The following is a 23777-nucleotide window of genomic DNA, read 5'->3' on the forward strand; positions in this document are numbered from 1 at the left end:
CCAATCCCCCCCATCAGCTTCTCAAGGATCCTCTTCATATCTTCAGGCTTCGGGAAAAGGAGAAAATGCTCCTCAAATTCCACACCACTTATCGTGATCTTAGTTTCGAGGATTATCGTGTAGTCGCAATACTTCCCTATGTCTGCCAAGGCAACGTCCAAAATAGCGGGGAGGAAGTCTATTGCCAAGTTAGGGGGGCTTTGTTCAATCGTAATCCCGAGGAATTCACTGAGGGCATTGGCAAAAGCTGAGATTAAGATATTCCCCATCTCCATGAATGAAGATTTTACCATTTCATCCATTTCCTTTGTAGTGCCTGGGGGATTACCTATCATCATGTCGAACATCTTTAGGGCATCATCATAGTCAGCTATGAAGAAGGCATGGCTACTGAAGTCCTTGCCAAGTTCTATATATACCGCAACCTTAACGTCCTCACCAACTACCTCTGGAACGGTTTTTATGGCCACTATCCTTAAGTTTGGGACTGAGACGTCGACCTCTTTCCCCGTCATTTGACTTAATGCAGTTGCAGCGTGGGAAGCTCCTATGTTGAAGGTTTCGACTAATGCACTTTTGGCGAATTCATCTAAATTCTTAATGTACTCCTCAAAGTTTTCAGCCATGATATCCACCTCCAAGGAGACCGCCAATGTCTATGATGAGAACTACACTTCCATCTCCGAGTATTGTAGCTCCTGCAAAGCCCCTGATATTTGATAGGAACTTTCCTAAGTTCTTGATTACGATGTCCCTCTTGTGGAGCAACTCATCGACCCCTATTGCAACCTTCTGTGCCCCATAGTCAACGATTATAGCGGGGAATCTCTCAACTTCAGGTATCGGAAGGCCGAAGAGTTCATGCAGCATTACAACTGGAATTATCTCACCTCTCAGGACTATAACGTGCCTACCCCCAATAGTCTTGAGAATTGAGGGATCGACTTCAATTGTCTCAAGAATGTTATTGATTGGTATTGCATAGACCTCATTTTGTACCCTAATTAGAAGTGCCTGGATTATCGCCATGCTTATTGGCAACTTGAGGATAAATGTAGTTCCCTTTCCAACTTCCGTTTGAACGCTAATTGTACCGTTCATCGACTTCACGACTTCCTTAACGACGTCCATCCCGACTCCCCTTCCAGAAACATCAGTGACTTTGTCAGCAGTGCTGAACCCAGGGAGAAAGATTAAGTTAATTGCCTCCTCGTCACTCAAGCTTGCAGCTTCCTCTGGAGAAATCAAGCCCCTTTCTATTGCCTTTCTCTTGACCTTCTCAGGGTCTATACCTCTACCATCGTCCCTTACAATTATAACTACGTGATTCCTTTCCCTCTTTGCTATCAACTCAACTCTACCAGTCCTTGGTTTGCCTTTAGCTACCCTCTCCTCCGGGGGTTCTATACCGTGGTCAATGGCATTCCTAAGTAGGTGAACTAGAGCATCTCCAAGCTTTTCCAAGATCGTTCTGTCAACTTCTATGTCGGCACCTTCCATTATGAACTCAACTTCCTTACCCATCTTCCTTGCCAGCTCACGGACCATCCTGGGGAATTTATTGAAGACTTCTGCTATTGGTGTTAGCCTCATCGTCATTATCTCGTCCTGCAGCTCAGTAAGAAGCCTTGATAGGGTGGAAAGGGTCTCAAGAAGTTCCCTATCACCAAGCCTTTCGGCTATCTGCTCCAGTCTACCCTTCGTGATTACAAGCTCACCAACTAAGTTCATCAGCTTATCTAAGTGACTTACATCGATTTTTATTATCTTCGAGACTTTAACCTTAGGAGTCTCTATTCTCTGTGGCTTCTTCGGTTGCTTAGGTGGTTGAGGAGCTACTGCAGGTTTCTTTTCTTCTTTTTCTTTCTTCTCCTCCACTTTTTCTTTTCCAGAAGATATATCAAAGTTCACAACATCAGGATGTTTCTTCAAGATCTCCCTTATCTTCTCAACGTTCTCTTGGGTTCTAAGTTTCACTTCGAAGTACTTGTTTTCAATAAAGTTGCCATTCTCTATATCCTGTCTACTTGGGTTAGCCTCAATTACTGTCCCTATTTTCTCAAGATCCTGGAGAATTAAGAATCCTCTTGGGCCCTTAAGGGGAGCGTCAGGCTGAAAGTAGACTCTAATTATGTACTCCCTCCCAACTCCTTCCTCTACTCTCTCCTCACCCTCCTCAAGTATCTCGACTTTCTCGACCTCTGGATGTCTCTTTATTACATTCTCAAGCTCTTCCTTAGGGACTTCTGTTGAGACCTTAAATTCTATGACATCTTGATTTGCATTCCCCTCCTCGATGACCCTCCTCTCAGGGTTCGTCCAAAGAACTTCTCCCCTCTCCTCTAAGTCAGAGAGTATCAGAAATGCTCTCACTCCCTTGAGTGGGGCATCCTTCTGGAAGTAAACCTTGATGTGGTATACCTTCCCTCCTGTAGGGAGCTTTTCCTCACGTTTCTCCTCGACTTCTTCAACTCTCTTCTCCTCTCTCTCTTTTTGTGTCTCCTCCTTCTTTTCTACTTTCTCGCCGGTAACCCCACCACTCATAAACTCGTCAGCTCTCGCAAACAAATCTGAAACGTCAACATCTCCCTCGCTACCTGTCTCCTCAATATTATCAACCATTGTCTCAATTACATCAAGGAACTCAAGAACAAGGTCAACTAGCTCGGGTGTAAGCTCAACCTGACCATTCCTTATCGCGTCAAAGAGATTCTCCATCTTGTGAGCTGTCTCACTCAACTTCATGAAGCCCATGGTAGCAGCGGTACCCTTAAGTGTGTGGGCATCCCTGAATATCTGGTTTATTAGCTCCATTTTCTCCTCCTCGTTACCCCCCTCCTTAACTATTTTCTCTAAGGTAAGGATTGCATTGCTAAGACTGTCAATCCTGTCTCTCGCATCCGCTAGGAATTCATCTAGATACTGTGAAAGGTCTTCCAACGACACCACCCCCTCGTATCTTGTTCACGGCCATAACCACTGTCTCGGGGATTTTATCCAAGGGGACTACGTAATCAACCATTCCAGTTTCTATAGCAGCTTTGGGCATTCCGAAGATTATCGATGTCTCCTTATCTTGAGCTATCGTTATTCCACCCCTCTTCTTTATTTCCACAATTCCCTGGGCCCCATCCCTCCCCATCCCAGTCATCACGACTCCAACTGTCCTTCTGCCAAACACTTGAGCTGCGGTAATCATCATGGGATCCGCTGCAGGTCTAACTCCATGAATCTTGGGCTTCTTGTTCAGGGTTATCACGGGCTTTCCATTTCGCAAAGTTACCTCCATGTGGTAATCTCCAGGAGCTACGTAAGCCTTCCCCTCCTCAACCACATCTCCCTCCTCGGCCTCCTTGACGTCAATCTTAGAAACATTGTCAAGCCTCTTCGCGAAAGATCTGGTGAACCCTGGGGGCATGTGCTGCACAAGTAGTATTCCGGCCTTCAAGTCTTCAGGGAACTTAGGGAAGATCCTTAAGAGGGACTGAGGACCCCCTGTTGATGCTGCAATTGCAACCGCTATTCTTGCCGGCACTGAGGGCTTAGCTCTCTTGACTTTCTGGGCCCTCAGCAGTCTTATCCTCTTAAGCTCAAGGAACCTCCTTGGAACCTTTGCTGCCTCTTTGATCTTTGCTATGATCTCATCTTTCATTTCACGCATGTTTATGGATATTGAGGAGGAAGGCTTGGGGATGAAATCAATCGCCCCATATTCTAGGGCTTTAATTGTTGCCTCAGCCCCTTCCTGGGTTAATGCACTGATCATAATTACAGGAGTGGGGTACTTCTTCATGATTATCCTGAGGGCATCAAGACCGTTCATCCTGGGCATTTCGATGTCCAAGGTTATTACGTCAGGCCTGTGCTTCTGGACCATCTCAATTGCCTCAACACCATCCCTTGCTTCACAGCAAACTTCAAGCTCTGGGTCGGAGTTTATGATGTCCTTGAGTATCTTTCTCATGAACGCTGAGTCATCTACGACTAACACCCTGATTTTCTTGTTAAGCAGGGGCATACTACCACCGTTATTACGATGATAACACCCTGTTAACTTCCTCTATAACCTTCTGAGCTTGGAAGGGCTTGACTATGTATCCCTTGGCCCCGCTCTTCAGGGCCTCCATGACCTTAGCTTCCTGTCCAACTGCGGTGATCATGATTATCTTCGCGTTTGGATCGATCTTCATGATCTCCTTTACTGCCGTTATTCCGTCCATTTCAGGCATAACTATGTCCATAGTCACTAGATCAGGCTTTAACTGCTTGTACTTTTCAACTGCCTCCTTTCCATTGCTTGCTTCTCCCACAATCTCGTGTCCTGCCTGGGTCAGTATTTTCTTTAGGAGCATTCTCATAAAGGCTGCATCGTCAACTATTAATATCCTAGCCATGCCCTTTCACCTCCAAATTCTTCTTATACACCCTAGCGACGAGATCGTAAAGCTTAAACAGCTTTGTAGCATCTCCCAAGATAGTCTCGGTTTTGCCAAGGATTAGGTAACCATGATCCTCGAGGGAATCATATAATTTTTTGAATATCTCCTCTTGAGCCCCCCTGTTCATATAAATTAACACGTTCCGAATGAATATCACGTCAAAGCCCTTTGGATAAGGGGATGAAAGTAAGTTGAGCCATCTAAAGGTCACGAGCCTTTTCACAAACGGTTTTATCCTATACCTCTCCTCACTTATTCTATCGAAGTACTTGAGGATCATATGCTTGGGAACCTGCTTCTCAACGGCATCCACGGGGTACTCCCCTCGCATAGCGGCCTGAAGTGCCTCTTTGTCTATATCGGTTGCAAGTATTGAAACTCTAAACCCGCCAAGGTTCTGACCCAGGACCTCATACAACGTCATGGCAATAGAGTAGGGCTCTTGACCGGTTGAGCAAGCGGCACTCCATATCTTTATTGATCTCGATCCATACTTTTTCTTGAAATCTATTAGCTCTGGAAGTATCTTATTTTGGAAAGTTTTCCAAACGATTGGATCTCTGAAAAATTCGGTAACGTTTATCGCTATAGTGAACAAGAGTTCCTCGAATTCATCCTTGTTAGTTTTTAACAATTTGTAGTATTCCATGTAGTCAGTAATTCCAAGCTTCCTCATCCTAGCCCTAATCCTCCTTTGGAGGTAGGAATCTTTATAAGCCTCCATACTAACTCCTAACCGCTTGAAAATTTCAGCTTTAATTAGCTCATATCCTTTCTGAGATTGCATCACCAGCCCCTCTCCGAGTTGTTGAGGGATATCCAAGAGCTTAAAGAGGTTCTCGTTCCTTATACAATACTCGTTGATCTTTAATAAAAATATTTTTATGCATGTAGTTGTGTAGGTACCCTTGTAGGTCTTTCTAACTGCTAAATGGAGGAAGAGAACTATACAGATCTAGGAATGTAGCATAACGAAAACTTTTTATCAGATTTTGGCCAAATATAGTCGTAGTTGCTGGAATTACGCTTGCTCCAATATTGGTAGTTATCAATTAAAAACTTTCCAAGGAGGCGAGAGGGTTGGGATTGTTTTTTATACCACTTACCGGAATCTTCCTAGTCAACCCAGGAAAAAAGGATAGGGAAGGATACTTAGCTAGGGAAATTATAGAATACCTGAAACAAGTCCTTGAGGGAAAAGACCCAAAACCTCCCTTAGGATTATTAGATGAAGACATTAAAGTCCTTGAAGAGATCAAACGGAAGGTTAGAAGACCAGTATACGTTCCAAGAAAAACTGCAGAGGCAATAGAAAGAATTGAAAGGCATGTAAGAGAGGCAAAAAGAACTGCAGGAGATCTCGAGAAAGATTTTGAATCAATCCAAGTGGGAGACCTAGAAACCACCAACGAGCTAGTCTCAAGGCTAGAGAATGAGAGCACGAAAATTGCAGAGGTAAATGATTATATCCAAACGCTTTCTGCCGGAATAGAAGAAATGAACGTTCAGGCTCAGCAACTTTCAGAGTTCGCACTAGAATCAGCATCAATGGCCGAAAAAGGTAAGGAAATATCGGATAATGCAGCCTTAAAGGTTGCAAGGATAAGTGAGGTAAGCGAGGAAATGGGACAGGCAATTAACATCCTTGCCGATTATTCAAAGAAGATAGATGAGATAGTTTATGTAATAACGTCTATAGCAGGGCAAACAAACCTTTTAGCGTTGAATGCGGCAATAGAAGCTGCAAGAGCTGGAGAAGCTGGAAAAGGATTCGCAGTAGTTGCTGAGAATATAAGGGAACTGGCTGATAGATCAAAGAGATCAGCAGAGCAGATAAGGGATCTCATAAGGGAAATGCAGGAAAATATAAAGAGGGTTATAGAGTCAATACAGGAAAACGCAAGGGTAACCCAGGAAGTTAAAGACGCAATCCAAGAGCTAATAGCGGCCTTTGACGATATAGCTAGAAGAGCCAACGAAACCGCAAACATGGTCAAGGAATTGTCTGAGGGAATAGACGAACAAGCCAATTCAGTCCAGATGCTCGTTGAGAAAATAGATTCGATATCAAAGGACGTTTCCGATAACCTGAACTTTGCAACTCAGCTTGTTGAGACAATAAAATCCTCCCTACAATCCTTAGATACAATAAGAGATAGAGCAGAAAAGCTAAAGGAAGAGCTTGATAAGGCTATTGAGGAGATAGAGATATTGAGGGGTGGTGGAAAGTGACCGAAATTCAAGTTGTTGCATTTAGATTAGGGAACGAAGAGTTCTGCTTGGAAATTTCTAAGGTTAGGGAAATAAAAGAAATGATGCCCATAACCAGAGTTCCAAACGCTCCAGACTTCGTTGAGGGAGTAATTAACCTCAGAGGACAGATAACAACTGTGATAAATCTCAAGAAGCTCCTAGGTTACTACGACGAAGGGGATCTAAGTAACAAGAAGATAATAATCGCTGAAGTTAACGGGGAAATTGTAGGAGTAATCGTTGACGCGGTTTCTGATGTACTAACGCTAACTGAGGATCAGATAGAGCAACCACCAAAAACACTGGCATCCAAGGTTGATATGAGGTTCATTAAGGGAATCGCAAAGATAAACAATGGCGAAAGACTACTCATAATGCTTGACTTAGACAAGTTACTTGGAGAGAGCATTTAGCAAAATTTTAATTTAAGTGCACCAACTATAGAGCTTGGAGGACTAAAATGCTAGGGTACATTGCCTTAGTTGTACTTTTCATTGGCATCTCCGGATTCCTCATTTATTACGTTAACAGCATTACAAACAAGGTCACTTCTAAGTACTTTGAGGTCAAAGACTTAATAAATGAGCAAGAAAACGAAATTAGCAAGATAAAATCCTGGGTTCAGGATGAATTAAAAAAGTTCAAGGATAAGATAATTGAAGAAAGTAAGAAAGAAGAGAAATCTGTCGATGAATTAATATCATGGAAGCTCAAAGGTGTGCAAGAAAAGATTTCCTCCCTTGAGAAAGAATATAGGGAATTGAGATCAAAAGTCCTTGCCTTAGAGCCCCTCCCTTCTAAGTTTGATGAGATCATGGAAAAGTTGAGAGAGTTAGATCCAGAAATATTGAGAGAACAAGTTAAAGACTCCCTCAAAGAAGAGGTTCTCAAAGAGCTACAGGAGGAAATCGAGAAGTTTGAGCAGACGCTTGAAGAAAGAAAAGAGCAGGAACTCAAAGAGTTCCTTGATCTCCTCACCCTAACTATAGACCTTCCACCCGAAAGAATCCAAGAAGGTCTATTACAGGCAAAAAGAGCTCTCTTATCCCTAAGAGACCTAGCTAAAGTCTATGTACTAACTGGAAAGGGTGTTGAAGAGTTTGAAAAGCTGAAAGAAACCCTAATAGAACTGCTTAAGGAACTAAGAAAGCTTGCAGTAATTTCGGTTCCGGAGGATGAAGTATACTCCACTATAACATCCGTCATAGTTGGAATAAAGAGGTTAAAACTACCAATGAACGAAGATGGAAAGGAATTAAGCCCAGAGAAAAGCTTTATAAGGGTGCACAAGGCAATATATGAGCTTACAGGTCAATTAGATAGAATAGCGGAAAAAATAGAGAGTCCAATTCCAGTTACGCCAATAGAGAAAGAGTTCTATGAGAAATTAAGGAAACAATTCGAAGAACTTAAAAGGCTTGAAAAGCAAGTGCAGGAGCTCATAACAACCCTAGGAAACATTGAAATTGAGGAAGAGAAAGAAGAAGACAAGTTAAAGGACATAGAAAAGATACTGAAAGACTTAGGGATTTGAATGTATTTAGGGAAGTTCCCCGTAGTAATCAACATTCTCCAGGTAAGCTAGAGCTTGGTGTAATTAATTTTGAGCCCTAGGCCACGCCAACTTTTAAAATTCCACCCATGAAACCGAAAGTGGGAGGTAAAATGATTGAGATAGTGATATTTGTAGTCGGGCTTATCCTTCTCATAAAGGGGAGTGATATATTTGTTGAAGCCGCAACAAGAATAGCCAGGGCGTTTGGGATTAGCGAGTTTTTAATAGCTTTAGTCTTGGCTAGCATAGCGACCACTTTACCAGAAGTTACGGTTTCAGCCATCTCCTCATATAAGGGCAACAGCGGAATAGCCCTGGGAAACGCCGTAGGAAGTGCCCTAGCAAACATAGCTCTAATTCTTGCGGTTTCTGCAATGATAATGCCTCTTAAAGTGGATAAAATTGCCAGTGAAAACTCCCTTATAATGCTAGGCGTTTCACTCTACGCCTGGCTCCTAATGGCGGATGGGGTAATATCTAGGATTGATGGCATGACCCTAATAATTCTGTACTTACTCTTCCTGGGATACCTGTACAAGAAGCATATTACCCTAGAGGAGATAGAAGGGGGCAATGGTAGCGTAGCTAAAGAGATACTTATCCTATTCCTCTCAGGAGGAATGGTAATAGCTGGGGCTGAATTAGTTGTGGATAGTGCGGTGAAAATTGCAAGGGTTATGGGAATTCCCGAAGTCGTAATAGGTGTGACTTTGGTTTCCATAGGAACATCACTTCCTGAGTTGGCGAACTCACTTACGGCGACCCTTAAAAAGATACCCAACGTGAGCGTCGGCAACATAATCGGTGCAAACATCCTTGATATACTCATGGTTATTGGAATAGCCTCAGTTATAAGGCCTATAATTGTCGATAAATCAATAACAAGGGTTGTAATGCCAATAACGTTAATTGTAATGCTCGTCCTAACGGTTTCCTTATTTAGAAATCACAAAGTCGGAAGGAAAACCGCTACAGTACTATTAGGGATATACGCCTACTTCCTTTACCTACTGATTCAGGGAAAAGTGTATATACCTGGGTGAGAACTCCAAGTGATGAAGCTCATCCCTGGGATAGCATACTTGAGAGTTCAGAGGCAGGTTTATGTAGGTTACTCCATGGCCCTTGCAGGGTGGATTGGTGAGTATATCTTACACTACGACAAGTTCCCCAAACCAAACTTCATAAGAAGAGCGCTTGGCAAGCTTGGCTTTTCTTTTTCCTCCGAGGAAGAAGACGAGAGGTACTTCACAATGTTTTACATTAAAGGCAATACGGGAATTACGGCAAGCTGGGATATAGAGGAAGATAGAATCTTCCTCCAAGTGTTTCCCTTAAGAGGTAGGATAAGTAGGGGAGTTACAATCAGGGTTGAGGGAATAGAAGTTTATGATCAAGAGGTAGTTTCAATAGAGCCAGCGCAAAGGCTACCCAAGGGGGTAAGGAGCTTAGGCATAAACCCCCTTATAATAGAGGACAAAGTACCAATCTCGATACCATACTGGGGAAGCCTCTATGAAGAATGGCAGGAAGACTTAAAATTGTTGATAATGGTCGATGAAATTTTTGATAAGCTTTATAGGGAAGAATACAGGTGCCCTATCTGCTTCTCTCCCCTGAGAGAAGAGAAAGGCATTTTAGTGTGCGATAAATGCGGATTTAAGTTTGCTCCAGTAAATGAGTTCGAGAGGGTGGTGGAAGAGTTTATCGCTGAGGAGTTCTCTTTCTGACCTTGAGCTTTAGGCCGTCAACTTCAACCACCTCAACTTCGTCTCCAACCGTCAAATTGTCGTCGCTATATGCGATCCAGGTGTCACCCTCAAGCTCGACAAGGTAGTGATCCTTTGCCACCTTAACGACCTTACCCACCTTGCCCCTAAGCTCAAAAGTGTACTTCTCCTTCCCTAAGTCCTTGGTTTCCTTTTTAATGAAGCGGGCAAAGAGCATATAAGAGACCACTGCCGATATCAGCGATATTATAAACGACACGTAAAAGTTAACTCCAAACATTAGCAGCAGGCCAAGGACGGCGAACGCTATTCCTATGGGAGTTATAAACGCTGCAACCATCATATCTAGGATTATGACCAGCAAGCCAAGGACTAAAAGTAAAATTGGAAAGATGGGCATAGCATCACCCCATCAGCTTCTTAAGTTCTCGACATCTTCATTCTTTCTGTTTCCCTTTTTCAGATTCTTTTTGAGGCAATTTCGGAGGTTCCTCCTTTAGCTTTTGAAGTATCCTTAGAAGGCCTATTAAGGCTTCAGTTTCATATGGAACTATCAAGTTTCCATACTTAGCAAGCTCTGGAAGCTTTTCTATGTATTGTAAAGCTAGATACTTCTCATCGGCAAGCTTCAAGGCCTCTAAGACTTTCCTTATGGCCTCGGCTTGACCCTCTGCAATGAGTATCTGCCTCTGCTTCTCACCCTCGGCCTTTAATATTGCGGCCTGCTTCTGCCCTTCGGCCTCCCTAATGGCAGCTTCCTTCTTACCTTCCGCAAGTAAAATCATTGCCCTCTTTTCTCTCTCGGCAGTCATCTGTTTTGCCATTGCCTCCTGAATGTCCTTTGGCGGATCTATCCTCTGTATCTCAACCCTCGTGATCTTAACGCCCCAACGATCCGTTATCTTATCAAGCTCCTCGCGAAGACGAGCGTTGATTATATCCCTACCGCTTAAGGTTTCATCGAGCTCCATCTCACCTATAATCGCCCTCAGATTTGTCTGGGCAAGCTTAACTATTGCCATTAAGAAGTCGCTAACGTTGTAAACTGCCTTAACGGGGTCAAGGATCTGATAGTAAACAACGGCATCTACGGTCACTACAACGTTGTCCTTACATATGACTTCTTGGGGAGGAACATCGATAACGTGCTCCCTCATATCCACAATCTTTACCCTCTCCATGAAGGGAATTATGAAGTGTATCCCAGGGTCAAGGATCCTGTTGAACTTTCCTAGCCTTTCTACTAGGCCTTTCTGGTAAGGTCTTATCACCTTAACGCTCAGCAAGAGCATTATCAGCAAGAAAATCCCCAGGATTATGAGGGCAATACCACCTGCACCTATCATGGGAACCACCACTCCAAAAGTACCACGTGGAGAATTTAAATTTATCGTAGTTAATTAAATACCATCATGTCATTTATTGACAATAATTATTCCGATTTGGAAAAGATTAAGTTTAAAAAGCTAGGTGGAAGGTTTAAATTGGGAGTAGCCCCGTGGTGTAGCGGCCAAGCATGCGGGACTTTGGATCCCGCGACCCGGGTTCGAATCCCGGCGGGGCTACCATCAATATTCTTCTTCATTAGACAGAGAGATCATCAAACTTTCTCGTACTTCTTGTTGATAAAATACTTAACAAAGGGCTTAGCTAAGTATCATACCAAGATTCACTGTCCTCTCCTAGCGGTATTCTTAAATTTAAAACGACCGTATCCAAGGCTAGTTTTTGCACCAACACCATGGTACTTTAATGCTCCAACCATTAACTCCTGTGCAACTCTCTTGAGATCCTTCTTGGCTGTTGATGACTGTGCAACAGCAAACAGGAACTCAACTCCACTCTTCACTGTAAGGAATATCACAGGAACAGGATCATACCAATCCCCTGGAGGCTTGTCATTCTGCTGATAATATGGCCCATAGTGGGGATTCATTATGTCCCATTCAAATATGCTTTTTAAGTTATCTGGGTCTGGTAGGGCATCAAAGAACACGATACTGCCTTCCTTGTCCTGGGTTCCAAATATATCAACAAGATCTTTGACTATCTTCCTAAGGTCAACATCGCTCCCAGGATCAGCACGGACACCAAAAGCACTAAGAAATTCATTAAGTTCTTCACTTGCGTGACTGGGAACTTTGGCTTTATCTGGAAATCCATCTGCGTCCCCCTTAGAGAGCAATTCTTGAACTTCACCTGCCCTCTCAAAGAAATCCTTACTAAATCCATCAGCACCTTCAAGCAATTCTGCAAGCATTTCAATTGACCAAGCTCTTGTTACGCCTTTTATTGCAGACCCAGGGATATATGGAACGCCATAGTTTCTCAGAAGCCTTATGCTCGTTTCGTAGATGCTCTCGTCCCCAAGGCCAACGACCAGCCTTGACTTAGTTGTTAAAACTACCCATTCAGCCTTAATCGACTTCAAAAGCCCTTCTTTGTATCTGTTGTAAAAAACTCTGTAAGTTCTGACCAGGGATTCCGGAATTTCTATCTCCCCAAGCACATCCTTTAGAACCTTTCCACCAGTTTTTGCAGTTTTCTCTTTACCTCCCTTTACAAAAGGGGCAAATCTATCGAGAAGGAGGGAAAGATTGTCTACAGTTTGCGGAGTAATTCTGCCCTTCCTATCCCTAAGGACTGAAAGAAGGTTCCTAGGAAGGAAGTAAATTGGAGTCACTATCCTTCACCTCGCTCGTCCCCTTTAAGCATAGCATCGGCAAAACGCCTCATCCACTTGAGGAGGGCAATGACCTCTTCAGTCATCATCAAGACTTCTGTCGAGCTTGCCCTAATGTAGTATTCAATGGGATTCTCGCTGTGAATTATTTTCTTATCAAGCCACTCCGCTATGTGCTTGTAGAGGTAGGCGTGAGCCTTCTGGTCAGCCTTTTCTAGGTTGCCAGGATCTATCTTTTCGTAGTTGCCATCGGAGTTTCCGATTTTTGAAAGGTAAAAGGCCAAGGTTTGGCCCAGACCGTTGGTTAATATCAGGGTGGGTGCACTTCTGACGTATGACCTATACTTCTTCTGAATATCTTCGCTCTTTTTGCTTACCTCCAGGACTTTATTGTAAGCAAACTCTGCCCTCTGCTGCTCGAGCGTCCTGATGTCCATTGACACCACCTCAGAGAACCTTTATTTTCATGAAGCCCTTTCCAACAGTCTCATCTCCACCAACTTGGAGGTAAGTCTTGCTCTCCAAGAAGCCCTGAAGTTCACTCTTAACCGCCTCAGCATCATTTAATGAACCGCCTTTGGGCTTTGATATCGCTATTATCGAGTACAGCAGGGTATCCGCCGGTAGGAATTCCTCGTACCAAAGACCGCCCTCCTTAACTGTGCCCCTGCTTTGGTCTATAGCTATTCTAGCGAGTATTTCCGTGGAGAACTTGACGAAGGCCGTGAATACGTTGTCGCTGACTACTACAAGCCTCTTCCCTAGATCATCTACGCCGTCTGGAATAATTTTCTCTATCGCATTGATAATCTGTGAGAGCTCATTCTCTTTAGCCGTTAAGAGGAGATCTTCCAGCACAACCAGAGTTTCATTGTTCCTGTTTATCGTAAGTATCGAGCCTTGAGGCACAACTGCTTCTTTATCTTCAACGCTGGGAACCTCAAAGTTTGCAATATCATTCCTTCCAGCGAATTCCATATCCCTCCTAAACCTCTTCAGAACCATGGGACACGTGACGTAGGCAAAGACGCCCCTGGCACTCCTCACCGGAAATAGCAATATCCTCGCATCTCCTACTGAAATTGCACCTGCGTGTTCGCTTGCCTTATCCGTATCTGGCCCAAAAATAGAGTATATCACTCCTTTATTCTTGCCCTCCCTCTCAAATGCACTCCTCAATGCTCCCTTAAGGCTCTGGCCCCAGATCGTTGGGAAGCCGGTGTGGCGTTCCCTCTGAATTGGCAGATCAACAACACTCAGTTCAGCCCCGCTTCCAGCGTGGACAGGAGTTATGGAATACAACCCGAGAACTAATGTCTTCTCATACATCTAGAGCACCTCCTCTATGTTGAGTTGGTAAACGTCACCAGGCTCAACCCCAGGAACATGTGATTCAACAACTACAACTCCAATCCTAGGATCATAAGTGCCGACCCAAGCGACTGGGTGATAGTGGTGAACGAGAAAGGCGTAGAGCCATATTGGGCCCCTTCCGCTGAGAACTACCCCCTTATTTGCCTTAACTTTCGGCGGATTAAGAGACTTCAGCTCCTTAGGCTCAAGAACTTCATCTATTTCGAAATGAACTACCGTGAATTCTTCGAGCTCAACTGTTTTAAATTTCAGCATGAAAACTCGACCTCCTTCATTTTATCTCCGAGGTACCTCTTGATGTCCATATTCCTCAGATTCTCCCTGTGCTCCTCGATTTTTTCAAACAGCGTCTTCACGCGTTCAAGCATTCCTCCTGAACCGAAGACGTCTTTTCCGAGGGGGACGATGTATCTGGTGCTGATGAGCTTTGGAATGAACTCGCTGGGCCTCCCATAACCAGCGTCCGCTATTATCTGCTCCAGCTCACTTCTTGAGATCACTTGCCTGTAGCTAAATTCATCAATTAACCTCCTCAGAATATCCCCGTAGCCCAGGTTTAGGGGAGGCAGATCGTACCAACGATTCAGTATTACATCCGCAGATCTCATGAAGTCTTCCCTTTTCCTGGGGAGCTTCTCTAGCCACTCTGGTTCCAGCCTCATCGAATTCTGAAAGACGTAATAGTATCTGGCTGGAATCATCGTGTAATCACCGGCTATCATCAACGCTAAATTTAGTTGGTTCGAGCCTCCGATCAAGTTAACCCATACCTCTTTCCTCTCAAACCCAAGGAGTAGAGCTCCAGCAGTATCTAAGGCATTCTCAAAGTCCTGATAGTCAACGGTAACTAAATATAGGTACTTAGGGGGACTTATACCATCGAGTCCCTGCCTCTCCAGGATGCCGTTTAGGTGCGAGAGAAGCTTGCATATGTACTTCACGATAGGCTTTTCAATCGGCTCCTTACCATTAGACTGCATCTTGAACCAGCGAGATTCGTACCTAAGGGGTAGCCCACCTTGTATAGCTTCCTTAGAGTCCAGAACTATTATAGCCTCAGGCTCACCCTTGTGCTTCTCATAGCTTCCCTTTCTGGGGGCCTCTCCGGAGAGCTCAAAGAACTTTCTTGCCTCCTCATGTCCAAACCTTGCCGCCGCCTGGAGGATGTACACACACGTAAGGGGCATTGTTAGGGCTCCTGGGCTAAGACCCAGGCCAGAAACATGATACACGCCCATTAACCCATCACCCCAGGAAGAACTAGTCCGTAACCAAACTCCTTCATTAAGCCCGCCTTCAGGGGCTCCCCAATCTCCACGGGCCCATCAGCCTCAACCCAGACCACGGTTCCAGCTGGATACGCGTAGAGAGTCTCCTTGGGCATTTTAGCCTTCATGTCCCAGCCAGTTACGGCAATTTTCCTTCCCGTAAATACCTTTAGAATTCTTCCCTCGATTTTTAATTCATTTAAAACTCCCTCAATTCCGCCTCTAGGTATTAGGGGCGTCGCAAAGTACAGACGGATAAGAGAACTCTTCTCATCATTCAGCCTTACTGGAAACTCATCTCCATTGAACCTGTACGTGGCAAACTTAGACTCACCTCCCAGCCTAAGCATGCCTTTCTCCCCGATGATCTCCTTAACTTTGTCTTCACCCCTTTCAAAGTACACTTTGAGCGAAACTCCCTCCCTGACCCTCAAGTTTACAGTACGGTACAGCAGGCCCTCCACCACGACCCTCCTGTCCCTATCGATGCCAATCCCTATCCGCTCCTCCAATACGTATACATCTCCTGAAGGCACAGGAGTGAATGGGCCACCCTTTCCAGTTAAATAGTTGTTAAGATCATCCAATGTAAGAAAGCCTCCAGCGGGCTTAAATCTGAGGGTTTCATTACCTTCACTTCCCGCAACTACTATAACTCTCCCAAAAACTTCCCTGGGCTTGAGGGGATAAACTACGCCGTTATCAATAGCTACAAGATCTTTGGGAAGGGGAAATAGCGGTTTACCGCCTTTAGCGAAGAAAACACCGAGAATCGAGAAACCAGGCTTCCACCGCTTTAAATCACTGTTGTAGTTTATTAAGTCCACTCCTCCTTTTAGGTAGAGGTTTGCCATTATTGCCCCCGCTATCGTGTGAGGTAGTGGTTCCCTAGTCACGGCAACATGGTACTCGCCGGCGGAGAACTCCCTGCTTTCCCTAAACATTAGAACGTCATTTGGGAGGATCTCCATTACCATAGGGCCCACCCCGCCTCCAAGAGAATCTTGAGGAGAACCGAAGCTCCCCAAACCTGCTTCTTGAGAACAAGTCCAGTTATCATCTTGGCCCGTTCTTCACCAAATTTCTGGATCAATTTGTTCTGCAACTCGATGAACCATGAATTTTTAATATCATGTCCATGCCATACGGCTTCTGCTACCTGTTTTATTTTCTCAAAGGAATCGTTGTTGGGGTTCTCAGGGTCATCCACTATAACCTCAGCCACGAGATCGTTAACTACCCCTACATTTACCCCAGGAACATCCCCATCTGAAACTTTCACCCTTATGTTCCTCACGACCCACAGGAACTCAGCAAACCTATCAACTAAGGCTTCTTTTTCATTCTCCCCATAACTTGAATGCCTCGACAGTTCGTATTTGACTAAATTCAGAACCGCCAGGGGATCGTTCGGCCATAGCTTAGTATCCAGCTCATAAAGCAACTTCCTGCTTATCTTGCCACTTCTCATCTCTCTAAGGAAATTCCTCAGGTGTTCCCCAGAGAAGACGCTCCAGTTTGCTACAACCCAATAGTAAGTACCGCTGTGCTTCCTGTATCCTATTGCAACCGCGTTTCTACCGCTTTCCTTTGCAAAATGCTCAAGCTCTGCAACCCTTCTCACCGCTATATAGAGGGGCTCCTTATAGTAGGTTATCAAAATCCCAGCGCTCATGCTCCTAGTGCTTCCTTGGAGGTACTCAAATCCATTCCAGTCCTCACGGAACTTCTTCTGGATTTCATAAGCTAGTGAGAACACCGTATCCGTCGGAGCGACGGCAAAGACATCATCGCCACCAGCATACAGCAGCTCAGCACCATAATCCTTTGACATCTTCGGAACGTGATTCACCGCAAAGTTGCTGAGGGAGCGGGTTATTGCCACGTGAACGGTTGGCGTTGAGGGCCTCCTAACACCCAACCTGTTACCATTAATCATGTACTCGCCAACGTCTTTAACGCTCTTTGTACCGCTCAGGAGTTTGCCCATGTTGTCTCCATCCATCTTAAGCAGGGAATGGTACTTAGGGGGCTCACCCACCAGATCTTCAAGCTTAGACACCTCAGCATTCATGCCCTCAAGGTTAATTCCAGATGGCAACGAGTACCTGTGAACGCCAAAGACCTTCGCAACAGCATCTTCACTCCTTAAGTTATCCTTGTATAAAACCTCACAGTCCGGCTCAAGCCCCTGGAACAGGGGCCTTAAGTAGCCTGCAAGCTGACCAAGGATGCCTTCGAACTCTTGTTTCCTACTTCCACCAAACTTCGGAGGCTTCACTCCTCCCCTCCACTCGCTTCTAGCGCCCGTGTAAAAGAGCTGGTGGAGGAAAATGTCATACCACGTTACAGGCCTAACCTTTGATCCAGAGTCATCTACCACGAACAGCCCGTCTTTATTGAACCGGTCTAGAGATTCCTTTGTAATTCTTCTCATCGCAACTTCACTGACAGACATAAAGCCCTTTGGCCCCTGCTGGCCGCTCCGCTTCATTACTCCCTCAGAGATACCTTCTGCGGTTTGTTTAACCCACGAGTAATCCACCTTCCAGAGGGAGTAGAACCTCGGATAAAACCTCTTAACGAGACATAGGGGGCATAGCCTCTCGTTTTCTTTGAGGTCATATATTCTCCTGGCCCTGAGCTTATTTCGCAGAGTATTCCAGTTGTGTTTGACTTTATCTCTATCTCTGCCCCCCACCGCCAAGTTCTCTCCACAGAGCGTGCACTTAAAGCCCTTAGGCTGCTCAGGCGGGAAGTGCTCTGCGGACTTAAAATCAGTCAGCTGATCGAGAACTGCAAAAACCTCAGAGTAGTAGTGAACGTCATCCTTTTCCTCAATAATGCTCAGGTACTTCCTTAGGGCACTTTCAATGCCGAGAGTCTTAGAAAGCGGAAACGCTTCAACCGTTATTGAGAAGTAATTGTGAACGATTTCATTATAAACTGGATCATCCTCGAAAATGTTGCCAAGGCCATAAAAGCTCCAAGCTGCCTGGAACAACTTCTCAAGGAACCCCTTAATCTCGCACCTGATGTCTTCTTCTAGTCCCTTTACATCGACAGTTCCCGGGACTATTGCAAGGACTTTGTTGGGCATGTTAGCTATGTCCAGCTTGTCCCTCTGTTTATCTTTCAGTATCTTAAGCTCATGCTCAAAGAACGGCTGGCCTCTAAGGTGGGGAACTATAATGGCATTTGGGCCAAACTTCCTCCAGAGCCTGGATATAGCTAGGTACGTGAGGAAGCTTAGTATGTGACTGCCCGCCCACAGATCCCTCTCGGTTCTCGCGTTGCCTATGAATCCCTGAACGGGGGAGAGTTTAAACCTTACCAGGGTTACTTCCCCATTTCCAGCCTTTAGCTGGGCGTAGATGTCAAGTCTGCTGAGCCAGTCATGATCTGGAACAAAGGGGTCTGCCGGGAGATTAACTATTTCTTCTGCAATTTCGGGATTTAGGTTTAACTGCTTCAGTTCCTTCTCGTAGGCATCTTTAAGCATCTTGGGCAGATTATTCCACAACTTCGCGAACTCCTCCATGGAACCAGCGTTTTTCAGCTTATTGGCAACATCCTCTTCAGCTTTCCTAAGTGCATTCAAAAATTCCTCTTTTTCCTTTTGTGAGGAGTTTCTCCAGAACTTAGATAGGTGAACTAATTCCTTCTCTTTGGCACTTATTGGGTGCTTGAGAACGAACTTAGTTAAAGTGCGAGAATCCTTAGGGGAATAGCTCGAAAGCTTCTTCCACTCCTCCGGCAGGTCATTGAGGCCCAATAGAGAGCCAAGGATCCTTGAAGGAGCAACTTCTAGGAATGCATCTGAATAAACTTCCCAAGGTCTTCCCATATTAAACCCTCCCAGGCCAGACCTTATATCCAGCTAAACCTTTATCACCAATGAACTTCTCCCTATAGAAATTAACAACAGCCTCGTTATCTTCGGTTCTATGAGAAATCGGATTCTCAAGAGTTATTAGTCCAACTCTATCCCTCTGCCTATCAATTTTCTTCCTAAAGCAGAACCTTCCTTGATATTCTGGATACAGCTGATAAGCAAAGACAGTTACCACTGGGTATACTGCGTCTCCAAACTGAGACAGAGATAACCAATAACCAGAAGCCCTTCTTCTTATAAGCCGATCACTTCTCTTGGGGCAATTACTGAGGGCTCCTCTCACGCCCTCAACGGTAACTTTATAGTTTGCATAGATAAGAGGCAACCCCAGGTAATATCTTTTTTCCTTGCTTGAGGAGCCTCTTGTACCCCTATTAAGATCATGGGATAGATTATAATCAGCAAACTTGAATCTGAAACCACCCACAAATTTTCTACCTACCTTCCTGCCAAGATACCATCTCCCAAAATTATCTAAGGCCCCTATCCAATCTGTTGGACATTCATTGTCAAGCACAAAGATAGCAGCATACTTAGGGTGAAGTATAGGATATTTAGGATACCCTTCAATGGGCGTACGAGATAATTCATCTCCAAGCCCCGCGAGTGCCTGCTCACTAAATTCCAATATCGTATCAATAATATCTCTTAGCTCATCAGGAGTCTCAACAACGTAAGAGTTGCAATCATCAAAACTGCAATCTCCCGAAACTTTCGAGATCTTTAGGCTACCAGCCCCTCTTCTTGCCCTGAGGCCAAAACCACCAAGGTGTATTGCTAATAGTAGAGAGGCCTCTGCAAGTCCCAACGCTCGTCTATCTGGTGATCTAAGAATAACTCGGAATTTTGATTGTGGCGGGAAGAAACTTGATTTACTTTTAATTTTTATCGTATTAGATTCCCTGTCTTTCTTTTTGTCGAGCATCGAAAAGAAGAAGTAGTCTACGTACTCAGACCATGCGATGGCACTTTTCCAGCTATTAGAAGTTTTATCAATATAACTATTCGGACGACCAGATGCTGAAGCTACTACAGTGACGAGGCTTTTCCTTCCCTCACTTTCAGCACACCCAAAAATTCTGCACTCAGCTCTCTTCAGCCCAGGGATGTTATCTCCAAAGTAATTTCCAGCCAAGGCTCTGAACCACCATCTCATTACTCCCTTCACGCTGGTAGCTCGAAATTCTGCCGTGCTCTGATCGGCACCGTGCATGAAAAGGGGAGTAATATTCTCCAATTCAAACGTAACCTCGTACATTAACCATCCCCCATAAATTTGAGGGTATGGATAACAGGAAAGAGTGTCTATTAATACTGCGGGTTAAAGTATTAAAAATTTTTCTGCAAAAGGGTTAAAATTATTTGAATATTTAGAGACATTTAATAGCATGCCAAATCCTAAAAGAAAACCGCTATAAGTAGCAACATCGAGCATGCAAGCATGAAGGCGATAGCCCTGTTCTCAGGAGGAAAGGACGGCCTCTATGCTATCTATCTAGCACAAAAGCTTGGATATGACGTTATTTACCTGCTGGTATTGAAGACGACCATTGGACTATCTCCCCATTATGAGAACTTACACTCGCTGAGGAGGCTAGCCAATTCAATGGGGAAAGCTATGCTAACATTCGACATGAGCCAAGGGACGGAAAAGCTCATCGAGAACCTTAAGGCCCTCTCTGTGGAGGCGATAATAGCAGGAGACGTGAAGATAGAGGATCACTACAGGTGGCTTGAGGGAATAGCAAGGGAGGCTGGGCTAAAGCTAGTGGAGCCACTTTTTGGAATGGACACCCATGAGCTGGCCAAGGAAATCCTGAAAGAGGGATTTGAATACTCGATAATAGCCGTGGATAAGAGAAAACTCCCAAGGGAGCTCCTGGGGTACACATTCAGAAGTGAAAGAGATCTCGAAGAGTTCCTAGCCAAGAACCCAGGAATAGATCCGCTAGGAGAGTACGGGGAGTTCCATACGGTGGTTACTAAGTCTCCACTATACACGAGGAGCTTCGAGCTGAAGCCAATAAGCATCGAGGAAGATGAGAGATACTATTGGCTGAGGTTTGACGTGATTTAGCTTTCACCAAATTTATTTAAGTAATGGCACCGTTACTAAGTAACGGGGGCATTACATGTTATTTGATCCAAGACCGAAGACAAGAAGAGAGGAGCTGTTTGACAGAGAGGAGGAGCTGGAAGAGTTAATTGAAGCAACTAAAAAGTATCCCCTAACTCTGCTTTTAGGGATCAGGAGAATTGGAAAATCGTCGATCCTCAGAGTTGCCTTAAACGAACTAAATGGCATTTACATAGATGTAAGAGAACTATACTTTGAATCTGGAGGCTGGATAAGCAGCAGTTCATTAAAAAAGGCCATAGAGAGGAGTTTAAATGCAACAAAGCCCAAATGGAGAAAAGAGTTGGCAGAGATTCTTAAAAGGATAGAAGGGGTTAAAGTATCGGGGCTTGAGATAAAGCTGAGCAGAGAATCATCCCTTACTGACGTACTTCTAGGCCTTAATGAAATAGGGGCAGTAATTGCAATAGATGAAGCCCAATACTTAAGGTTTTATGGAGCAAGAGGCGGTAAAGAGTTTCTAGCGTTAGTTGCATACGCCTACGACAACCTTGAGAACCTCTCCTTCATATTCTCAGGCTCGGAAGTAGGCCTGCTTCACGACTTCCTGAGAATAGACGACTATACCTCTCCACTTTACGGAAGGGCTTACGAAGAGGTCACAGTTGAGCCTTTCTCGAGGGATCTGTCCAAGGAGTTCTTGAAGAGTGGATTTGAGGAAGCAGAAGTGAGGATTAGTGAAGGGGAAATAGAAAAGGCAGTTGAATTCCTTGATGGAATCCCCGGCTGGCTCGTTGAATTCGGCTATAGCTACATTCACACTAAAAACTTCAAGGAGGCTATGGAGAAAGTGCTAAGAAAAGCCGAGGCAATGATCCTGGGGGAGATAAAAGAGCTAGAAAAGAAAAGCCCAAGATACTCCTTAATCCTTAAGGCAATATCCCTAGGCCTAGACAGGTGGGAACTAATAAAGGAATACATCGAGGTTAGGGCTGGAGAAGTTCCAAACTCACGACTTGCCAGCCTTCTTAGGAATCTCGAGAAGATGGGATGGGTAAAAAAGGAAGAAGGAAGATACAGGATAATTGATCCAGTTGTGAGGGAGGTTATTTCCAAAGCTCTATAGTTAGGGTTCCTCGCTGCAGCCCGTTCACCAGCACTTCGCCGTACTACCCTTGACGGAAATCCAAGCCCATCTAATGACCAAACTAAATATAATATAGAGACTAAGGTAGTACCCATTCTCATCTCCAGCCCTTAAGCCTCTCATGCCATCTTAAGGCTAGAAACAGGATTATGAAGAATACCACGATGTAGTAGGCTAGAAAGTAGGGAAGGTAGCCTAAGACGCTTAAGGTGTACACAACGGTAAGGATCAAAACCAAAACGAGGAGCAGTCTGTAAACCTTCTTTCTCTCCATCTCACCACCTCCAAGCCAATATGGAGAAGAAAGCCATAACTATTAGCGTCCACACGAAGGTCACGCTTATAGCCTCTTCAGCCTTGAGCTCGTATTGGGCTAAGATCGCGTTAGCCGCTATAGCCGGAGGCATCGAAGATTCAACCAATATCGCATAGAATATCTCCCTGGGGTAACCATGCAGGGTTGCGTAGACGAATACAAAGGGGATCAAGCTCCTAAAAGTTGCAACCTCTATTAACTTCCTCACAGAGAACTTACCCAGGGATATCCTAGAGCCAAAGTACACGAGGAGGAGAGGGATGTTAGTCCATCCAATGGTCTTTATTGGATTAATAAACCAGTCCGGCAACCTTATTCCGGCTATTACCAAAGTTAGAGCCAATAAGTTAGCGACCGTTGGGGGAAACCTCAAGGTTTTCTTGAAGCTCTTCCTTATTGAGGCGCCACCGGTAGAGTAATGTGCCGCTACAAAAGTGACTATGGGGAGGATTATCAGGGAGTTCGTTGTGGAGTATAGGATTGCAGGGGTTATATCGTCCAAGAAAAGGCTCGCTATTGGGAACCCCAATGCGGCAGTATTTGGATAGGAGGAGAGGACTATTAAGGCACCTCTCCATTTTTCATCCTTGACGAATAATTTCGAATAAAGAAAAGATGTTGAGAGGCTTATCCCTATAATCAAGAAAACGTAAAGGAAAACTATCTTTATCTTTAGCAGGTAAGAGAGATCCTTACTAGCGACGTTTCCAAAGACGAATAAAGCGAAGAAAACTTCGTTTATAAGTCTCCTCAGAATATAGAAGAACCTCTCACTCTTTATCGCTCGCTTAAGTAAATAGCCCAAGAAGATTAAGGAGAGCATCTCTGGAATGTTCATGTTAGTTCATCAAGTTCGTGTTTTAAATATTTTTATACTTGAAAGGCATAACAACTCAAAATACGCAACTCAGGGCAAAAACTTTAAAACTAATTGGACTCCGAAGAACCGGTGATATTAAAACTCCTCAGGAACTTCAGCCCTTAAAACATACCTCAACCTTTGAGAACTCCCCTAACAAAAATATCGAGAAGAAATAAGG

Annotated in this window: 24 protein-coding genes, 1 tRNA gene and 1 pseudogene; 9 read left to right on the plus strand and 17 right to left on the minus strand. The window is 44.5% G+C overall.

From position 1 onward, the window contains the following. Positions 1-2: 2 nt before the first annotated feature. The 5 genes and pseudogenes from P8X24_RS10490 to P8X24_RS10510 form a co-directional block, all read right to left on the minus strand. Positions 3-626, minus strand: a pseudogene (locus P8X24_RS10490) (chemotaxis protein CheC); the annotation flags it as partial. Next, the gene (locus P8X24_RS10495; RefSeq protein ID WP_444851864.1) at positions 619-2940 is read right to left on the minus strand and encodes a chemotaxis protein CheW; all 2322 of its coding nucleotides are present in this window, start codon (positions 2938-2940) and stop codon (positions 619-621) included. The gene P8X24_RS10495 and the pseudogene P8X24_RS10490, both read right to left, overlap by 8 nt. Further along, the gene (locus tag P8X24_RS10500; RefSeq protein WP_372916025.1) at positions 2912-4018 is read right to left on the minus strand and encodes a protein-glutamate methylesterase/protein-glutamine glutaminase; all 1107 of its coding nucleotides are present in this window, start codon (positions 4016-4018) and stop codon (positions 2912-2914) included. Before P8X24_RS10500 ends, P8X24_RS10495 begins: the two co-directional genes overlap by 29 nt. A 13-nt stretch (positions 4019-4031) precedes the next feature. Further along, entirely contained in the window at positions 4032-4394 is a 363-nt protein-coding gene (locus P8X24_RS10505) for a response regulator (protein WP_372916027.1), read from the minus strand. Continuing rightward, positions 4387-5226: a CheR family methyltransferase gene (locus P8X24_RS10510; RefSeq protein ID WP_372916029.1), complete on the minus strand. Its 840-nt coding sequence runs from the start codon at positions 5224-5226 to the stop codon at positions 4387-4389. The genes P8X24_RS10505 and P8X24_RS10510 overlap by 8 nt, the downstream gene beginning before the upstream one ends. A 293-nt stretch (positions 5227-5519) precedes the next feature. On the opposite strand from P8X24_RS10510, the gene P8X24_RS10515 reads away from it, so the two are divergent. The 5 genes from P8X24_RS10515 (at position 5520) to P8X24_RS10535 (ending at position 9977) form a co-directional block, all read left to right on the plus strand. Next, positions 5520-6671: a methyl-accepting chemotaxis protein gene (locus P8X24_RS10515; RefSeq protein ID WP_372916031.1), complete on the plus strand. Its 1152-nt coding sequence runs from the start codon at positions 5520-5522 to the stop codon at positions 6669-6671. After that, positions 6668-7105 carry a chemotaxis protein CheW gene (locus P8X24_RS10520; protein WP_372916033.1) on the plus strand — a complete coding sequence of 146 codons (438 nt, stop codon included), beginning with the start codon at positions 6668-6670 and terminating at the stop codon, positions 7103-7105. Before P8X24_RS10515 ends, P8X24_RS10520 begins: the two co-directional genes overlap by 4 nt. A 47-nt stretch (positions 7106-7152) precedes the next feature. After that, positions 7153-8226 carry a hypothetical protein gene (locus P8X24_RS10525; protein WP_372916035.1) on the plus strand — a complete coding sequence of 358 codons (1074 nt, stop codon included), beginning with the start codon at positions 7153-7155 and terminating at the stop codon, positions 8224-8226. A 131-nt stretch (positions 8227-8357) separates the two neighbouring features. Continuing rightward, positions 8358-9290, plus strand: a complete 933-nt coding sequence (locus tag P8X24_RS10530; protein WP_372916037.1) for a calcium/sodium antiporter — start codon at positions 8358-8360, stop codon at positions 9288-9290. A gap of 12 nt (positions 9291-9302) precedes the next feature. Beyond that, positions 9303-9977 (plus strand): hypothetical protein, encoded by a 675-nt coding sequence (locus tag P8X24_RS10535; protein ID WP_372916039.1) that lies wholly within the window; start codon positions 9303-9305, stop codon positions 9975-9977. On the opposite strand, the gene P8X24_RS10540 is transcribed toward P8X24_RS10535, so the two are convergent. Beyond that, positions 9952-10377: an NfeD family protein gene (locus P8X24_RS10540; protein WP_068320317.1), complete on the minus strand. Its 426-nt coding sequence runs from the start codon at positions 10375-10377 to the stop codon at positions 9952-9954. The genes P8X24_RS10535 and P8X24_RS10540 overlap by 26 nt on opposite strands. 37 nt (positions 10378-10414) lie before the next feature. Further along, positions 10415-11323, minus strand: a complete 909-nt coding sequence (locus P8X24_RS10545; protein WP_372916041.1) for an SPFH domain-containing protein — start codon at positions 11321-11323, stop codon at positions 10415-10417. A 146-nt stretch (positions 11324-11469) separates the two neighbouring features. On the opposite strand from P8X24_RS10545, the gene P8X24_RS10550 reads away from it, so the two are divergent. Next, positions 11470-11545, plus strand: a tRNA-Gln gene (locus P8X24_RS10550). Between the two features lie 101 nt (positions 11546-11646). Here the strand turns inward: P8X24_RS10550 and cmr6 are convergent. Genes cmr6 through cmr1 form a run of 8 tightly spaced genes read right to left on the minus strand, consistent with a single transcriptional unit; the run spans position 11647 to position 20455 of the window. Continuing rightward, positions 11647-12660, minus strand: a complete 1014-nt coding sequence (gene cmr6, locus P8X24_RS10555) for a type III-B CRISPR module RAMP protein Cmr6 (protein WP_372916043.1) — start codon at positions 12658-12660, stop codon at positions 11647-11649. Continuing rightward, a complete protein-coding gene (cmr5, locus tag P8X24_RS10560; RefSeq protein ID WP_372916045.1) occupies positions 12660-13097 on the minus strand; it encodes a type III-B CRISPR module-associated protein Cmr5 in 438 nt (145 codons plus the stop codon). The genes cmr6 and cmr5 overlap by 1 nt, the downstream gene beginning before the upstream one ends. A gap of 10 nt (positions 13098-13107) precedes the next feature. Beyond that, on the minus strand, positions 13108-13989 hold the full coding sequence (gene cmr4, locus P8X24_RS10565; RefSeq protein WP_372916047.1) for a type III-B CRISPR module RAMP protein Cmr4: 882 nt from the start codon (positions 13987-13989) through the stop codon (positions 13108-13110). After that, the gene (gene crn3, locus P8X24_RS10570) at positions 13990-14289 is read right to left on the minus strand and encodes a CRISPR-associated ring nuclease Crn3/Csx3 (protein WP_372916049.1); all 300 of its coding nucleotides are present in this window, start codon (positions 14287-14289) and stop codon (positions 13990-13992) included. After that, a complete protein-coding gene (locus P8X24_RS10575; protein ID WP_372916051.1) occupies positions 14283-15272 on the minus strand; it encodes a hypothetical protein in 990 nt (329 codons plus the stop codon). Before P8X24_RS10575 ends, crn3 begins: the two co-directional genes overlap by 7 nt. After that, positions 15272-16279 (minus strand): type III-B CRISPR module-associated protein Cmr3, encoded by a 1008-nt coding sequence (gene cmr3 / locus P8X24_RS10580; RefSeq protein WP_372916053.1) that lies wholly within the window; start codon positions 16277-16279, stop codon positions 15272-15274. The genes P8X24_RS10575 and cmr3 overlap by 1 nt, the downstream gene beginning before the upstream one ends. Next, complete coding sequence (gene cas10, locus P8X24_RS10585; protein WP_372916055.1) at positions 16273-19149, minus strand: type III-B CRISPR-associated protein Cas10/Cmr2; 2877 nt, start codon at positions 19147-19149, stop codon at positions 16273-16275. Before cas10 ends, cmr3 begins: the two co-directional genes overlap by 7 nt. 1 nt (position 19150) lies before the next feature. Continuing rightward, positions 19151-20455, minus strand: coding sequence for a type III-B CRISPR module RAMP protein Cmr1 (gene cmr1, locus P8X24_RS10590; RefSeq protein WP_372916057.1), 1305 nt, complete (start codon positions 20453-20455; stop codon positions 19151-19153). Between the two features lie 183 nt (positions 20456-20638). On the opposite strand from cmr1, the gene P8X24_RS10595 reads away from it, so the two are divergent. Beyond that, positions 20639-21274: a diphthine--ammonia ligase gene (locus P8X24_RS10595; protein ID WP_372916059.1), complete on the plus strand. Its 636-nt coding sequence runs from the start codon at positions 20639-20641 to the stop codon at positions 21272-21274. A gap of 55 nt (positions 21275-21329) precedes the next feature. Then, positions 21330-22400 carry an AAA family ATPase gene (locus P8X24_RS10600; RefSeq protein WP_372916060.1) on the plus strand — a complete coding sequence of 357 codons (1071 nt, stop codon included), beginning with the start codon at positions 21330-21332 and terminating at the stop codon, positions 22398-22400. A 118-nt stretch (positions 22401-22518) separates the two neighbouring features. Here P8X24_RS10600 and P8X24_RS10605 read toward each other — a convergent pair whose 3' ends face one another. Together P8X24_RS10605 and P8X24_RS10610 are read right to left on the minus strand one after the other, a co-directional pair. Next, entirely contained in the window at positions 22519-22695 is a 177-nt protein-coding gene (locus tag P8X24_RS10605) for a hypothetical protein (RefSeq protein WP_372817845.1), read from the minus strand. A gap of 1 nt (position 22696) precedes the next feature. Further along, positions 22697-23575, minus strand: a complete 879-nt coding sequence (locus tag P8X24_RS10610; protein WP_372916062.1) for an AEC family transporter — start codon at positions 23573-23575, stop codon at positions 22697-22699. A gap of 38 nt (positions 23576-23613) precedes the next feature. Here P8X24_RS10610 and P8X24_RS10615 point away from each other — a divergent pair, with 38 nt between their 5' ends. Then, complete coding sequence (locus P8X24_RS10615) at positions 23614-23775, plus strand: hypothetical protein (RefSeq protein WP_372916064.1); 162 nt, start codon at positions 23614-23616, stop codon at positions 23773-23775. Positions 23776-23777 lie beyond the last annotated feature (2 nt).

Origin of the sequence: Pyrococcus kukulkanii, from assembly GCF_041647995.1 — an archaeon.
Taxonomy (GTDB): Archaea; Methanobacteriota_B; Thermococci; order Thermococcales; family Thermococcaceae; genus Pyrococcus.

Bases quoted from the DNA above. Each gene is read 5' to 3' on its own strand.
- P8X24_RS10500 (WP_372916025.1), bottom strand. From the start codon at position 4,018: ATGCCCCTGCTTAACAAGAAAATCAGGGTGTTAGTCGTAGATGACTCA.
- P8X24_RS10505 (WP_372916027.1), bottom strand. From the start codon at position 4,394: ATGGCTAGGATATTAATAGTTGACGATGCAGCCTTTATGAGAATGCTC.
- P8X24_RS10510 (WP_372916029.1), bottom strand. From the start codon at position 5,226: ATGCAATCTCAGAAAGGATATGAGCTAATTAAAGCTGAAATTTTCAAG.
- P8X24_RS10525 (WP_372916035.1), top strand. From the start codon at position 7,153: ATGCTAGGGTACATTGCCTTAGTTGTACTTTTCATTGGCATCTCCGGA.
- P8X24_RS10530 (WP_372916037.1), top strand. From the start codon at position 8,358: ATGATTGAGATAGTGATATTTGTAGTCGGGCTTATCCTTCTCATAAAG.
- P8X24_RS10535 (WP_372916039.1), top strand. From the start codon at position 9,303: ATGAAGCTCATCCCTGGGATAGCATACTTGAGAGTTCAGAGGCAGGTT.
- P8X24_RS10540 (WP_068320317.1), bottom strand. From the start codon at position 10,377: ATGCCCATCTTTCCAATTTTACTTTTAGTCCTTGGCTTGCTGGTCATA.
- P8X24_RS10545 (WP_372916041.1), bottom strand. From the start codon at position 11,323: ATGATAGGTGCAGGTGGTATTGCCCTCATAATCCTGGGGATTTTCTTG.
- cmr5 (WP_372916045.1), bottom strand. From the start codon at position 13,097: ATGGACATCAGGACGCTCGAGCAGCAGAGGGCAGAGTTTGCTTACAAT.
- cmr4 (WP_372916047.1), bottom strand. From the start codon at position 13,989: ATGTATGAGAAGACATTAGTTCTCGGGTTGTATTCCATAACTCCTGTC.
- crn3 (WP_372916049.1), bottom strand. From the start codon at position 14,289: ATGCTGAAATTTAAAACAGTTGAGCTCGAAGAATTCACGGTAGTTCAT.
- P8X24_RS10575 (WP_372916051.1), bottom strand. From the start codon at position 15,272: ATGGGCGTGTATCATGTTTCTGGCCTGGGTCTTAGCCCAGGAGCCCTA.
- cmr3 (WP_372916053.1), bottom strand. From the start codon at position 16,279: ATGGTAATGGAGATCCTCCCAAATGACGTTCTAATGTTTAGGGAAAGC.
- cas10 (WP_372916055.1), bottom strand. From the start codon at position 19,149: ATGGGAAGACCTTGGGAAGTTTATTCAGATGCATTCCTAGAAGTTGCT.
- cmr1 (WP_372916057.1), bottom strand. From the start codon at position 20,455: ATGTACGAGGTTACGTTTGAATTGGAGAATATTACTCCCCTTTTCATG.
- P8X24_RS10595 (WP_372916059.1), top strand. From the start codon at position 20,639: ATGAAGGCGATAGCCCTGTTCTCAGGAGGAAAGGACGGCCTCTATGCT.
- P8X24_RS10600 (WP_372916060.1), top strand. From the start codon at position 21,330: ATGTTATTTGATCCAAGACCGAAGACAAGAAGAGAGGAGCTGTTTGAC.
- P8X24_RS10605 (WP_372817845.1), bottom strand. From the start codon at position 22,695: ATGGAGAGAAAGAAGGTTTACAGACTGCTCCTCGTTTTGGTTTTGATC.
- P8X24_RS10610 (WP_372916062.1), bottom strand. From the start codon at position 23,575: ATGAACATTCCAGAGATGCTCTCCTTAATCTTCTTGGGCTATTTACTT.